This is a genomic window from Streptomyces sp. CRN 30 (assembly GCF_034105845.1).
Genome location: NZ_JAVRHI010000297.1, coordinates 26,069 through 39,611, shown reverse-complemented (window position 1 = coordinate 39,611; position 13,543 = coordinate 26,069). Strand labels below are relative to the sequence as shown.

Genomic DNA, 13,543 nt, shown 5'->3' with positions numbered 1-13,543 from the left:
TCCGAAGGACCGGCGCGCAAAGGCGCTCGCGGCGGACAGAGCCACTAGGGGTGGGTTGGCGATGGGCAACGGCACGGCGACGGCAGATCTCGACGTCCAGTTGGAACGGCACCGGGTCGAGCTGACCGGTTACTGCTACCGCATGCTCGGCTCGTCCTTCGAGGCCGAGGACGCGGTGCAGGACACACTGGTGCGGGCCTGGCGGAGCCACGAGAAGTTCGAGGGCCGTTCCTCGCTCCGCTCGTGGCTGTACCGCATCGCGACCAACGTGTGCCTGGACATGCTGTCGGCGGGCAACAAGCGGGCGCGCCCCGTGGACCTCACGGACTCGACGCCGCTCGCGCAGGCCGCCCTGTCCCCGCGTCCGGACACCACCTGGCTGGAGCCGATGCCGGACGCGCGTGTGCTCCCCTCGGTCAGCGACCCCGCGGAGGCGGCCGTGGCGAAGGAATCGGTACGACTGGCGTTCGTCGCGGCCCTGCAGAAGCTGCCGCCCAAGCAGCGGGCCGTGCTCATCCTGCGCGAGGTGCTGGCCTGGAAGGCGAGCGAGACGGCCGAGCTCCTCGGCACCTCGGTCGCCTCGGTCAACAGCGCGCTGCAGCGGGCCCGGGCCACCCTGGCCGAGACCCACGGCCAGGAGGCGGAGGGCGATGTCTCGGACGCCCTCGACGACGAGCAGCGCAAGCTCCTCGACCGCTACGTGACCGCCTTCGAGGGGTACGACATGGCGGCGCTGACGGCGCTGCTGCACGAGGACGCGGTCATGACGATGCCGCCGTTCGACCTGTGGCTGCGCGGCACCGGCGACATCACGGGCTTCATGACGACGATCGGCGCGTCCTGCGCGGGCTCGCAGCTGCGTCCGGTCGCGGTGAACGGCCTGCCGGGCTTCGCCCACTACAAGCCCGACCCGGAGAAGGGCGGCTTCGCCCCGTGGGCGCTCCAGGTCCTGGAGCTATCGGACGGGCGGCTCGTCGGTCTGCACTGCTTCCTCGACACCGCCCGGTGGTTCCCGCTCTTCGGGCTGCCCCTCCACCTCGACGGTCCCCTCCACCTCGAAGGGAAGGGCGACCAGGGCGAGTAGCGCGCGCAGCGCCGGGTCGGGGTTCCGCAGCCGGATGCGGCCCCCGGCGCGGCGGGCGGCGAGCTGCAGCCGGGCGAGCACGTCGACGGCCGTCAGTCCGGGCGGGCCGATCCCGGCGACGTCGCACACGACGACGCCCGCTCCGGTGGTCTCCAGCCGCGCGCGCACCTCGGCGGCGAGCCGCGGCACCTCGTCCCTGGTGACGGGGCCCGGCAGGACGAGTACGGCGGGTGTCGTCGCTTCCACGCCACTGGAGACCGGGCGCCCGCCGGAAACTCATCGGCGGCCCGGCCGACCACCCGCCCGGTGCCCGGCCACTGAGATCACATTGACCCCGGCCCGACCTTGGCCGGAGGGTTAGCTGTATGCCCCATGCATCAGCCCCGACGGTGTCACCTCCCGCGTTGTCCTCCGACGTCCCCCCGGCCGTCCGGGAGGTGCCGTGCAGGGGGTGCTGACGGGCTTCATGGTCATCGCCGTGGTCATCGGCGTCGGCTACTGGCTCGGCCGGAGCGGTCACCTCGGCGAGCACGGGCGCGAGGTGCTGACCCGGCTCGCCTTCCACGTGGCCTCTCCGGCGCTGCTGTTCACCACGCTCGCGCAGGCCGACCTGTCGGTGGTCTTCTCCAGCCGGCTCCTGGTCACCGCGCTCAGCACGGCGGTGGCGGCGGGCGTCTTCGTCGCGGTGGGTGTCGTACGGGGCTGGGGCATCGGCCGGACCACGATCGGCGCGCTGTGCTCCAGTTACGTCAACTCCGGCAACCTCGGCATCCCGATCGCCGTGTACGTGCTGGGCGACGCCTCGCTGGTGGCGCCGGTGCTGCTGTTCCAGCTGGTCCTGCTCACGCCCGTCGCCCTCGCGATCCTGGACCTGGCGGGCAGGGAGGCGCACGAGCCGCTGTGGCGGCGGCTGACGAGCCCCCTGCGCAACCCCATCGCCATCGGCTCGCTCGCGGGGGTGGCGGTCGCGGCGACCGGCCTGCACGTGCCGGGCCCGGTCATGGATCCGCTGACCCTGATCGGCAACATGTCGGTGCCCGCGGTGCTGATGGCGTTCGGCATATCCCTGTGCGGCAGCACGATGCCCGCCCGGGGTCCGGACCGCTATCCGGTGCTGCTCTCGGTGGCGCTGAAGACGGTGGGCCAGCCGGTGGCCGCGTGGGCGCTGGCGGCGGGGGTGTTCGGCCTGCGGGGCGCGCACCTGCTGGACGTGGTGGTGACCTCCGCGCTGCCGGCGGCGCAGAACCTGTTCACGTACGCGAGTCAGTACCGGGTGGCGGAGCGGCTGGCGCGGGACGCGGTGCTGCTGTCGACGGTGGTGTCGGTACCGGTGCTGGTGGTGGTCGCGGCGTTGCTCGGGTGAGCCGCGCCGCCGCGTCTCAGTCCTCGGGGAACTCGCCGGTGTCGATGACGAGGTCGAAGGGGGCGGGGAGCTTGAGCTTCTCGCCGAACTTGACGGCGCTCAGGGTGCGGTAGACGTCGCCCCTCGGTTCGCCGTAGAGGGTCGCGGTGGGGCCTCCGGGGGCCCAGCGGTCCACGAGGAGGTAGAGCGGGATGCCCGCGGTGGCGTAGGCGGCGGGCTTGCTGACGCGGTCGTGGCGGGCGTTGGACTTCGAGGTCACCTCCACCACGAGTTCGGCGAGGGGGGCGGGGATGTGGGTGTCCGCCTCCGTGTGCTCGGGCATCGGGGTCACCAGGATGTCCGGGATCAGCATGCCGAGACGGGACGGCACCGAGATCGCCATCGTCTGGAAGACCTCCCAGTCCTCCGGGATCACCGAGTAGAGGCGGCGATGGATATGTGACGCGATGACGTTGTGGCTGACTCCGGGAGCAGGTGACACGGTGATGATCCCCTCGATGATCTCCACCTTGCTGCCCTCGGGCCAGTCCATCTCCTCCCAGAACCGGACGAGGTCGTCCCAGCTCTGCTCGGGGTCGTGGCTCACGGTGAGTGCGCTCATGGCGGTCTCCTTGTCGGTCATCACCGATCCCAGCATGCCGAACGGGACCGGCGGCGGTCCACCGGTCCCGTTCACCCGAACGAGGGTTCCCCTGGTCAGGCGGCTGATCAGGCGATGCGTTCCAACACCACCGGCGACGGCCTGAAGTCCGTGCCGGGCGCCGCGACGTCGTACGAACCCTCGACCGCCTCCAGCGCGTACGCGAAGCGCTCAGGGGTGTCCGTGTGCAGGGTGAGCAGCGGCTGGCCCTCGGTGACCGTGTCGCCCGGCTTGGCGTGGAGCTCGACGCCCGCCGCCGCCTGCACCGGGTCCTCCTTGCGGGCACGGCCGGCGCCCAGGCGCCAGGCGGCGAGGCCGATGTCGTAGGCGTCGAGGCGGGTGAGGACGCCGGAGGCGCCCGCCTTCACCACGTGCTGCTCCTTCGACGTGGGCAGCTCCGCGTCCGGGTCGCCGCCCTGGGCCGCGATCATCCGGCGCCAGACGTCCATCGCCGAGCCGTCGGCCAGGGCCTTGGCCGGGTCGGCGTCCTTGATCCCCGCCGCCTCCAGCATTTCTCGGGCCAGCGCGACCGTCAGCTCGACGACGTCCGCCGGGCCGCCGCCCGCGAGGACCTCGACGGACTCGCGGACCTCCAGCGCGTTGCCCGCGGTCAGGCCGAGCGGGGTCGCCATGTCGGTGAGGAGCGCGACCGTCTTCACGCCGTGGTCCGTGCCGAGGCCGACCATCGTGGAGGCCAGCTCGCGGGCGTCCTCCAGGGTCTTCATGAAGGCGCCGGAGCCGACCTTGACGTCGAGCACGAGCGAGCCCGTGCCCTCCGCGATCTTCTTGGACATGATCGAGGAGGCGATCAGCGGGATGGCCTCGACCGTGGCGGTGACGTCGCGGAGCGCGTACAGCTTCTTGTCGGCGGGGGCCAGGCCGTCACCGGCCGCGCAGATCACCGCGCCGACGCCGTCCAGGACGGACAACATCTCCTCGTTGGAGAGGAGCGCGCGCCAGCCGGGGATCGACTCCAGCTTGTCGAGGGTGCCGCCGGTGTGGCCGAGGCCCCGGCCCGACAGCTGCGGCACGGCGGCGCCGCAGGCCGCGACCAGCGGGGCCAGCGGGAGCGTGATCTTGTCGCCGACGCCGCCGGTGGAGTGTTTGTCGGCGGTGGGGCGGGACAGGGACGAGAAGTCCATGCGCTCGCCGGAGGCGATCATCGCCGCCGTCCAGCGGGCGATCTCCTGCCGGTTCATGCCGTTGAGGAGGATGGCCATCGCGAGCGCGGACATCTGCTCGTCGGCGACCTCCCCGCGGGTGTACGCGTCGATGACCCAGTCGATCTGCGCGTCACTGAGCTCGCCGCGGTCCCGCTTGGTGCGGATGACGGAGATGGCGTCCATGGCCATGGTGAGGGGTTTCCTTCCGGGAGTGCGAAGGGGACGGCCCCTCCGAGCGGCGTGCGGGCAGCTCGGAGGGGCCACGGGGACGTACGGGGTCCTACTTGGTGAGGTGCTCCGGGCCGAAGGCCTGCGGCAGCATCTCCGACAGCGGCAGGATGCCCGCCGGGGTCTCGAGGAGCAGGTCGGGACCGCCGAACTCGTACAGCAGCTGGCGGCAGCGGCCGCACGGGACGAGGATCTCGCCCGCGCCGTCGACGCAGGTGAAGTGCGTCAGCCGGCCCCCGCCGGTGTTCTGCAGCTCGGAGACCAGCCCGCACTCGGCGCACAGCCCGAGCCCGTAGCTGGCGTTCTCGACGTTGCACCCGGAGACGGTGCGGCCGTCGTCGACCAGGGCGGCGACGCCGACCGGGTAGCCGGAGTACGGGGCGTACGCCCGGGACATGGCGTCCCGGGCCACCGCGCGCAGGGCCTCCCAGTCCGCGTCCGCCGCTGCCGGTGCGTCCGTCACTTGCCCTGCCCCTTCCGGTACGGCATGCCGCCCGCCTTCGGCATCCGCAGCCGCTGCGCGGAGAGCGCGAGGACGACCAGCGTGATGACGTACGGGGTGGCGGAGACGACCTGGTTCGGCACCTCGTTGGTGGTCGCGTACCAGAGGAAGACCAGCACGCCGATGACAGCGGTGACCGCGGCGTGCACGTACTTCTTGCGGATCGCCAGCCAGATCGCGCCGATGACCAGCAGGATCGCGCCGAGCAGCAGCAGCGCGTGGACGTTCTCGGAGCCGCCGCGCAGGTTGAGGCTGTCGGTGTAGCCGAAGAGGCCGGCGCCGAGGGCGAGGCCGCCCGGCATCCAGTTACCGAAGATCATCGCGGCGAGACCGATGTAGCCGCGGCCGCTGGTCTGGCCCTCCAGGTAGAAGGGGTTGGCCACGATGGAGAGGAAGACTCCGCCGAGGCCGGCCAGACCGCCGGAGATGATCACGGCGAGGTACTTGTACTTGTAGACGTTCACGCCGAGCGACTCGGCCGCGACCGGGTTCTCGCCGCAGGAGCGCAGGCGCAGGCCGAACGGGGTGCGCCAGAGGATCCACCAGGTGGCCGGGATCAGCGCGACGGCGATCAGGGTCAGCCAGGAGACGTTGGTGACCAGGCCGCCGAGCAGGCCCGCGATGTCGGAGACCAGGAACCAGCCGTGGCCGTTGAGATCGCTGAGCGCGGACGACAGCCCCGGCACCGTGAAGTCGCCGAGTGTCTCCACCGGCGGGGACTGCTTGGCCGTACCGCCCGGGACGCCCTCGAAGGCGAGCGGGGCGAGGTAGCGGGTGGCGCCGAGGGCGAGGATGTTGATCGCCACACCGGAGACGATGTGGTTGACGTTGAAGGTGACGGTGACGATCGCGTGCAGCAGGCCGCCGATCGCGCCGCCGACGATGCCGAGCAGGACGCCGGTCCAGGGGCCCCACTGGTAGCCGGCCCAGGCACCGAACCAGGTGCCGAGGATCAGCATGCCCTCGAGGCCGATGTTGACGACGCCCGCGCGCTCGGCCCAGAGGCCGCCGAGGCCGGCGAGGCCGATCGGGACGGCCAGCTCCAGCGCGGTGGACATCTGGCTGACGTTGGTGATGCCGTCCGCGCCGGTGATGAGGCGGACGAGCGAGGTCAGCGCCAGTCCGCCAGCGATGATCAGCAGGACGACGGGCAGGGAGAGCCGGCGTCCGACGGGAGCCGCGGACTCCCGCGTGGGCTGGTTGAGGTCGGTCGCGGTGGTCATCGGCCCGCCACCTCCTGCTTCTCGGAGTTGTGGGCGGAGGAGGAGGCGCCGAGGACGTGGCCCGCGGCGAGCTCCGCGCCGACCCGGCGCTGCTGGCGGCGCAGGCCCCACTCACGGACGGCCTCGTAGGAGACCACGACCGCGAGGACGATGATGCCCTGCATGATCACCGCGATCTCCTTGTCGTAGCCGTGGAAGTCCAGCTCGGGCGAGGCCTTGTCGAGCCAGGCCCACAGCAGGGCGGCGAAGGCGATACCGGTGGGGTTGTTGCGGCCGAGCAGGGCGATGCCGATGCCCAGGAAGCCGATGCCGGTCGGGAAGTTCAGGCTGTACGTGTGGGTGTCGCCGAGCAGGATCGGCAGGCCCGCGAGGCCGGAGATCCCGCCGGAGAGCAGCATGGCGGTGAGCACCATGCGCTTGGGGTCGACACCGCTGGCCGCGGCGGCGGACTCGGAGGCGCCGGAGGCGCGCAGGTCGAAGCCGAAGCGGGTGCGGCTGAGCACGATCTTGTAGCCGATGCCGAGCAGCACGGCGATGATCACGAAGCCGTAGATCTCGCCGGCGTCGCCCAGGTCGATGCCGGGGAGCCAGCCGGACTCGTGCATCTCGCCGGTGGTGTTGTTGTTGCCGACCTTGACGCCGAAGACGGTGGGCAGCCAGAGGTAGCCGATGACGGCGGTCGCGATCGAGTTGAGCATGATCGTCGCGACGACCTCGCTGACCCCTCGGGTGACCTTCAGGACACCGGCGATGCCCGACCAGAAGGCGCCGGTGAGCACCGCGGTCAGGAGCAGCAGCGGGATCTGGAGGACGCCCGGCAGCGCCACGTGGGCGCCGACGATCGCGGCGGCCATGGCGGCCAGCTGGTACTGGCCGTCGACGCCGATGTTGAACAGGTTCATGCGGAAGCCGATGGCCACCGCGAGGGCCGCGATGTAGTACATCGAGGCCTGGTTGATGATCAGGACCTGGATGTCGGAGTACGTGGCCTGCTCGAACATCAGGGTGTACGGCTCGACCGGGTTCTTGCCCGACGCGATCAGCACGATCGAGGTCAGGGCGAAGGCCACGGCGAGCGCGATGACCGGCCCGGCCACCGCGAGGAGCACCCGCTCCTTGTCGAACTTCTTCATCAGCGGGCCTCGTCGTCTTCCGGGGCGTCTGCGTCGGCCTGCGTACCGGCCTTCGCCGGGGCGGCCGGGGTGGTCTTCTCGCCCGTGGTTCCCTCGGCCGGGCTCTCCGGCGTCTCCTCGTGCTCCAGGTGGCCGGTGGCCGCACCGGTCATCGCCGAGCCGAGCTCCTCAGGGGTGATCGTGGCGGGGTCGGCGTCCGCGACCAGCCTGCCGTTGTAGATCACCCGGAGCGTGTCGGAGAGGCCGATCAGCTCGTCCAGGTCGGCGGAGATCAGCAGCACGGCCAGGCCCTCGCGGCGGGCCTCGCGGATCTGGTCCCAGATCTGGGCCTGCGCGCCGACGTCCACACCGCGGGTGGGGTGGGCGGCGATGAGGAAGCGCGGCTTGTGGCTCATCTCGCGGCCGACGATCAGCTTCTGCTGGTTGCCGCCGGAGAGCGAGGCGGCCGTCACGTCGATGCCGGGGGTGCGGACGTCGTACTCCTCGACGATGCGCCGCGTGTCCTCCTGGGCCGCCTTCGGGTCCAGCCAGATGCCCTTGGCGTTGGGCTTCTCGGTGACGTGGCCGAGGATGCGGTTCTCCCAGAGGGGCGCCTCCAGGAGCAGTCCGTGGCGGTGGCGGTCCTCGGGGATGTAGCCGACGCCCTGCTCGCGGCGCCTGCGCGTGGGCCAGGCGGTGATCTCGTCCTCGGCCAGCGCGATGGTGCCGGAGTCGGCGTGCTTCAGGCCGATGAGCGCGTCGATCAGCTCGGTCTGGCCGTTGCCCTCGACGCCGGCCAGGCCCAGGACCTCGCCCGCGTGGATGGTGAAGGTGATGTCGTCCAGGAGCGCCTTGCCGCCGGCGGTCTCCAGGCGCAGGTCCTGCACCGTGAGGACCGGGCGGTCGGTGACCGTGGACTCGGCGGTCTCCGGGGTCGGCAGCTCGCTGCCCACCATCAGCTCGGCGAGCTGGCGGGGGGTGGTCTCGGCGGGGACGGCCGTGCCGACCGTCGTGCCGCGCCGGATGACCGTGATCTCGTCGGCGACCGAGAGCACCTCGCCCAGCTTGTGGGAGATGAAGATGACGGAGAGGCCCTCGGCCTTGAGCTCGCGCAGGTTCTCGAAGAGGGCGTCGACCTCCTGCGGCACGAGGACGGCCGTGGGCTCGTCGAGGATCAGGGTTCTGGCGCCGCGGTAGAGGACCTTGAGGATCTCCACGCGCTGGCGGGCGGCGACACCGAGCTCCTCGACCAGGAGGTCGGGGCGGACCCCGAGGCCGTACCGGTCGGAGATCTCCGTGATCCTGCGGCGGGCCCTGCCGCCGATGCCGTACAGCTTCTCGCTGCCCAGCACCACGTTCTCGAGGACCGTGAGGTTGTCGGCGAGCATGAAGTGCTGGTGGACCATGCCGATGCCGCGGGTGATGGCGTCGGCGGGCGACGAGAAGGAGACCTGCTCGCCGTCGATCGCGATGGTGCCCTCGTCCGGCTTCTGCATGCCGTAGAGGATCTTCATCAGCGTCGACTTGCCGGCGCCGTTCTCGCCGACGAGGGCGTGGACGGTGCCCTTGCGGACGGTGAGGTGGATGTCGTGGTTGGCCACGACTCCGGGGAAGCGTTTGGTGATCCCGGCGAGCTCGACGGCGGTCACCTGACCGCCCGCCGCCGCACCGGCCGGAGGGCTGCTGGACGCGTTGATAACGCACTCTCCTGGGGAAAGGGGGTCATCTACACGCGTAGTGCCCCTACGGCATACATCAGGGGGGCGACCCACCGCCGCAGAACGGGGTACGGGAAGCCGGCGCTCCCGTACCCCGTCGAGCGGTCGTAACCCCGGTGGTTACTGGCTGCTCATGCTCCTGCTGTGTTGCTGCCTCAGCTGGACGCGACCTTGATCTCGCCGCTGATGATCTTCTCCTTGGCCGTCTCGACGGCCTTCTGGAGCTCGGCGTCGTTCTTGAACTCGGGGTTCGAGTCCGCGAGGCCGATCTCACCGCTCTCCAGGTCGCCCCTGACGATACCGCCCTCGGGCGAGCCGTCCTCGACCGACTTCGCGAGGTTGTACACCGCCTTCGCGACGCCCTTCGTGGCCGAGGTGAGGATGTGGTCCTTGTACGCGGCGAGGGCTTCCTGCTGGTACTGGTCGGAGTCGACGCCGATCGCCCAGATCTCGTTGGCCGCGGCCGCCTCGATCACGCCCTGGCCGGAGAGACCGGCGGCGGCGTAGATCACGTCGGCCTTCTTCTCGATCTGGCCCTCGGCGGCGGCCTTGCCCTTGTCGGGGCTGGAGAAGCCGCCCTCCTCGGCCGTCTGCGTCAGGTACTGCGATATCACCTTGGCCTTGGGGTCGGCGTCCTTCACCCCCTGCTCGAAGCCGGCCTGGAACTTGTGGATCAGCGGGTTGTCCACGCCGCCCACGAAGCCCACGGTGCCCGTCTCGCTCTTCTGCGCGGCGGCGACACCGGCGAGGTAGGAGGCCTCCTCCTCGGCGAAGACCAGGTCGGCGACGTTGTCCGCCTCGATGGTGGCGTCGTCGACGATGCCGAAGGTGGTGTCCGGGTACTTCTCCGCGGCCTCCTTGACGGCGGGCGCGTAGGCGTAGCCGACCCCGACGATGGGGTTGTAGCCCTGCTTGGCCAGGGACATCAGGCGCTGCGTCTTGTCGGCGTCGGTCTCACCGTCGGTGGGCTCGACGTCGGCGGTCTCGTAGCCGAACTCCTTCTTGGCCTGCTCCAGGCCCGCGAAGGCGGCGTCGTTGAAGGACTGGTCGCCCCGGCCGCCGATGTCGTACGCGATGGCGAGGCCCTTGTCCCCTCCGTCGGAGTCGGAGGAGGAGCTCTCGGTGGAGGTACCGCCACAGGCGGAGAGGGCGAGGGCGAGGGAGGCGGTCGCTGCGCCCGCGACCGTCAGACGGGAAACCCGGCGCATGGTGTTGCTCCTGTCGTACAAGCGCCCGGCTGGATCGGCTGCGGCGCTGGCTCTGGCTCCGCCGCACATTAACGCGCGTAGACCGCCGAGAAAACCCCTTCTGTCCACCTTGTTATGTACGCGACCCACGTTGTCGCCACCTTGTTATGCGGCCGTGGCGGAGGGCGCTCGGGCGGCTCCGCAGGGTGGTGCGAACGGGCCCGGGAGAGCCGTACGGCACAGGGGACGCACAGGGAGCCGGCAGCGCCCGGAGCTCGAGGGAACACTCCGGGCACCGGGCTCCCCAGAGCCTGAGGCCTACGGTTCGGTGCTGACCTTGATCGAGCCGTCGGTGATGCCTTCCTTGGCCTTCGCCACGGCGTCCTTCAGGCCGGGGACCTCCGCGAACTTCGGGTTGCTCTCGGCCAGGCCCACGCCGTCGACCTCGAGGTCGAAGGTCTGCGTGCCGGTCAGCGGCTTGCCGTCCTGCACGGACTTGGCGAGCGCGTACACCGAACCGCCGACGTCCTTGAGCGCCGAGGTCAGGATGTACTCCTTGTACTTGGCGAGGGCCTCCTGCTGGTACTGGTCGGAGTCGACGCCGATCGCCCACTTCTTCTCGGTGGCGGCGGCCTCGATCACACCCTGGCCGGAGAGACCGGCGGCCTGGTAGATGACGTCGGCGTCCTTCTCCAGCTGCGCCTCGGCGGCGGCCTTGCCCTTGTCGGGGCTGGAGAAACCGCCCTCCTCCGCGGTCTGGGTCAGGTACTGCGACAGGACGTTGACGTCGGCGTCCGTGGCCGCGACGCCCTGCTTGAAGCCGGCCTCGAACTTGTGGATGAGCGGGACGTCCACGCCGCCCACGAAGCCCACCGTCTTCGTCTCGGTGGCCTGGGCGGCGGCGACGCCCGCGAGGTACGAGGCCTCGTGCTCGGCGAAGACCAGGGAGGCCACGTTCTCGCCCTCGACGACGGAGTCCACGATGCCGAAGGTGGTGTCCGGGTACTTCGCGGCCACCTCCTCCATCGCGGGGCCGTAGGCGAAGCCGACCCCGATGACCGGGTTGTGGCCCTGCCTGGCCAGGGAGGTCAGACGCTGCACCTTGTCGGCGTCGGTCTCGCCCTCGGTGGGCTCGATGTCGGCGGTCTCGTAGCCGAACTCTTCCTTCGCCTTCTCCAGACCGGCGTACGCGGCGTCGTTGAAGGACTGGTCGCCCCGGCCGCCGATGTCGTACGCGATGGCGAGGCCCTTCTCGCCCCCGCTCTCGTCGTCGCTCCCGGCCTCGCTGCTCGTACCACCACAGGCCGTGGTGGCGAGCGCGAGCGACGCGACCCCCACCGCGACGCGAGTCAGTCTCGATATCCGGCGCATCGTTACGTTCCCCATTCTCCGAAAGCCCCGCGGTGGGTGGCTCGGACCCGGCCCCGCTGTTGTGGGTGCTGATTCCGGCGCACATTAACGCGCGTAGAAACGCGGGGGAACGGGGTTCCGCCGGGCCGTTATCCATTCGTGCCGCTGGCGGTTACGTCCCTGTGAACCAGTGTCGCGAAGGGTGCGGATGGGACACGCGACCCTCGGCCGCCCGCATCCCGGCGGTCCTCGTCCCGTCCGGGAGAGGACCGCCCGTACGGGACCGGCTCACGCCTCGCCGGCGTCCATGTCCGCGGCGTCGTCGGTGTCGCCCGTGCCGCCGGGACCGTCCCGGTCGGCCGCGTCGAGCAGCGCGGCCGCCGTGAAGAGCTCGACGCCGACCGTGATGGCGTGCTCGTCGGCGTCGAAGTCGCCCTGATGGAGGTCGCGGACGAGGCGGTCGCCGGGCCTGCGGACACCCAGCCGGGCCATGGCGCCCGGGACGTGCTCCAGGTACCAGGAGAAGTCCTCGCCGCCCAGGCTCTGCTCGGTGCCCTCGACGGACTGCGCGCCGCGCCGTGCGGTCATGGCGTCGCGCAGCAGTTCGGTGACGGCCGGGTCGTTGTCGACCGGCGGCACCCCGCGGATGTAGTTGATCTCGGACTTGGCGCGGTGCAGATTGGCGATCTCGTCGATGGCCGCGTGCACCACGTCGGGCGCCTCGCGCCAGGCGGCGAGGTCGAGGCAGCGCACGGTGCCGGAGAGCTCGGCGTGCTGCGGGATGACGTTCGGCGCGTGCCCCGACTCGATGCGGCCCCAGGTCAGCGAGAGCCCGCTGCGGGCGTCGACACGCCGGGCGACCAGCGCGGGCACGTCGGTGGCGACCCGGGCGACGGCGGTGACGAGGTCGGTGGTCAGGTGCGGGCGCGCGGTGTGCCCGCCGGGGCCGTCGAGGGCGACCTCCAGGCGGTCGCAGGCCGAGGTGATCGGGCCGATGCGCAGCCCGATGCGGCCGGCCTCGACCTTCGGGTCGCAGTGCACGGCGATGATCCGCCCCACCCCGTCGAGCACGCCCGACTTCAGCGCCTCCGCGGCGCCGCCCGGGAGCACCTCCTCGGCGGGCTGGAAGACGAGCCGGACGGGGCGCGGCAGCCGGCCCTGCCGGTGCAGCTCGGCGAGGACGAGCCCGGCGCCGAGGACGACGGTGGTGTGCACGTCGTGGCCGCAGGCGTGCGCCCGGTCGGGAACCGTGGAACGGTAGGAGCAGTCGACCTTGGTGTCGGGGATGGGCAGGGCGTCGATGTCGGCCCGGAAGGCCAGCCGGGGCCGGCCGCCGTCCCACTCGCCGATGTCACACACGAGACCGGTGCCGCCGTCGAGCACCCGGGGCGCGAGCCCGGCCTGCTCCAGGCGCGCCTTGATCGCGGCGGTCGTGCGGAACTCCTGGTTGCCGAGCTCCGGGTGCATGTGCAAGTCGCGCCGGAAGGCGACGAGTTCGGCACGCAGCGTTTCCGGCAGCGCACCGGGGAGCACGGCATTCCCGGGATGCTCGGCCTCGGACTCTGGGGACATCAGCTGGTTCACCCTTTGAAGAGTAGGGCGATCGGGCGGCCAACTAACCCACGATCAACAAAACTTCAGCCCGATAGGGGAAGAAAGATTGGCCGCGCGGTGCATGGGTGCCGATCGAGGTGGGTAAACTCGCCCGGCATTCCGGGCGATTGGATCTTGTCGACCACTGGGGCGTGTGCCCACTGTGAGGTCGCTCACACGCGGCCCGCCGGGGTGACCGCGGAGTCCACTGCCGGGAAGCACTCGGGGGTACCCGCCGCGTCCCGTCCTACACGGATACCACGACCACCGCGCGGGCCCGTCCGGGAACGGTGACTACCGGACGACGGTTGGGAAACGGGCACGTGGGGCCCTTGACGGAGGCGCCCGAACCGTCGCTCCAGGGCGCCCACCAGGCGCCT

The 13,543-nt window shown here is 71.1% G+C and carries 11 protein-coding genes and 1 pseudogene; 2 read left to right on the top strand and 10 right to left on the bottom strand.

The annotated features are described in order from the left end of the window. The first annotated feature begins 61 nt into the window (after positions 1-61). Positions 62-1,084, top strand: a complete 1,023-nt coding sequence (locus tag UW392_RS31890) for a sigma-70 family RNA polymerase sigma factor (protein WP_320778647.1) — start codon at positions 62-64, stop codon at positions 1,082-1,084. A 27-nt stretch (positions 1,085-1,111) separates the two neighbouring features. Here the strand turns inward: UW392_RS31890 and UW392_RS31885 are convergent. Then, a pseudogene (locus tag UW392_RS31885) lies at positions 1,112-1,252 on the bottom strand (hypothetical protein); the annotation flags it as partial. A gap of 274 nt (positions 1,253-1,526) precedes the next feature. On the opposite strand from UW392_RS31885, the gene UW392_RS31880 reads away from it, so the two are divergent. Beyond that, positions 1,527-2,447: an AEC family transporter gene (locus tag UW392_RS31880; protein ID WP_320778646.1), complete on the top strand. Its 921-nt coding sequence runs from the start codon at positions 1,527-1,529 to the stop codon at positions 2,445-2,447. A 16-nt stretch (positions 2,448-2,463) separates the two neighbouring features. On the opposite strand, the gene UW392_RS31875 is transcribed toward UW392_RS31880, so the two are convergent. From UW392_RS31875 to UW392_RS31835, 9 genes are all read right to left on the bottom strand, one after another. Next, positions 2,464-3,048 (bottom strand): Uma2 family endonuclease, encoded by a 585-nt coding sequence (locus UW392_RS31875; RefSeq protein WP_320778645.1) that lies wholly within the window; start codon positions 3,046-3,048, stop codon positions 2,464-2,466. Between the two features lie 107 nt (positions 3,049-3,155). Next, entirely contained in the window at positions 3,156-4,439 is a 1,284-nt protein-coding gene (locus UW392_RS31870; RefSeq protein WP_320778644.1) for a thymidine phosphorylase, read from the bottom strand. A gap of 91 nt (positions 4,440-4,530) precedes the next feature. Then, positions 4,531-4,941: a cytidine deaminase gene (locus UW392_RS31865; RefSeq protein ID WP_320778643.1), complete on the bottom strand. Its 411-nt coding sequence runs from the start codon at positions 4,939-4,941 to the stop codon at positions 4,531-4,533. Continuing rightward, on the bottom strand, positions 4,938-6,203 hold the full coding sequence (locus tag UW392_RS31860) for an ABC transporter permease (protein WP_320778642.1): 1,266 nt from the start codon (positions 6,201-6,203) through the stop codon (positions 4,938-4,940). Before UW392_RS31860 ends, UW392_RS31865 begins: the two co-directional genes overlap by 4 nt. After that, entirely contained in the window at positions 6,200-7,336 is a 1,137-nt protein-coding gene (locus UW392_RS31855) for an ABC transporter permease (RefSeq protein ID WP_320778641.1), read from the bottom strand. The genes UW392_RS31860 and UW392_RS31855 overlap by 4 nt, the downstream gene beginning before the upstream one ends. After that, entirely contained in the window at positions 7,336-8,964 is a 1,629-nt protein-coding gene (locus tag UW392_RS31850) for an ABC transporter ATP-binding protein (protein WP_320778640.1), read from the bottom strand. Before UW392_RS31850 ends, UW392_RS31855 begins: the two co-directional genes overlap by 1 nt. 224 nt (positions 8,965-9,188) lie before the next feature. Next, positions 9,189-10,241: a BMP family ABC transporter substrate-binding protein gene (locus tag UW392_RS31845; protein ID WP_320778639.1), complete on the bottom strand. Its 1,053-nt coding sequence runs from the start codon at positions 10,239-10,241 to the stop codon at positions 9,189-9,191. 297 nt (positions 10,242-10,538) lie between these two features. Further along, complete coding sequence (locus tag UW392_RS31840) at positions 10,539-11,591, bottom strand: BMP family ABC transporter substrate-binding protein (protein ID WP_320778638.1); 1,053 nt, start codon at positions 11,589-11,591, stop codon at positions 10,539-10,541. 267 nt (positions 11,592-11,858) lie between these two features. After that, a complete protein-coding gene (locus tag UW392_RS31835) occupies positions 11,859-13,142 on the bottom strand; it encodes an amidohydrolase (protein ID WP_320778637.1) in 1,284 nt (427 codons plus the stop codon). Positions 13,143-13,543 lie beyond the last annotated feature (401 nt).

Bases quoted from the DNA above. Each gene is read 5' to 3' on its own strand.
- UW392_RS31890 (WP_320778647.1), top strand. From the start codon at position 62: ATGGGCAACGGCACGGCGACGGCAGATCTCGACGTCCAGTTGGAACGG.
- UW392_RS31875 (WP_320778645.1), bottom strand. From the start codon at position 3,048: ATGAGCGCACTCACCGTGAGCCACGACCCCGAGCAGAGCTGGGACGAC.
- UW392_RS31870 (WP_320778644.1), bottom strand. From the start codon at position 4,439: ATGGCCATGGACGCCATCTCCGTCATCCGCACCAAGCGGGACCGCGGC.
- UW392_RS31860 (WP_320778642.1), bottom strand. From the start codon at position 6,203: ATGACCACCGCGACCGACCTCAACCAGCCCACGCGGGAGTCCGCGGCT.
- UW392_RS31855 (WP_320778641.1), bottom strand. From the start codon at position 7,336: ATGAAGAAGTTCGACAAGGAGCGGGTGCTCCTCGCGGTGGCCGGGCCG.
- UW392_RS31845 (WP_320778639.1), bottom strand. From the start codon at position 10,241: ATGCGCCGGGTTTCCCGTCTGACGGTCGCGGGCGCAGCGACCGCCTCC.
- UW392_RS31840 (WP_320778638.1), bottom strand. From the start codon at position 11,591: ATGCGCCGGATATCGAGACTGACTCGCGTCGCGGTGGGGGTCGCGTCG.
- UW392_RS31835 (WP_320778637.1), bottom strand. From the start codon at position 13,142: ATGTCCCCAGAGTCCGAGGCCGAGCATCCCGGGAATGCCGTGCTCCCC.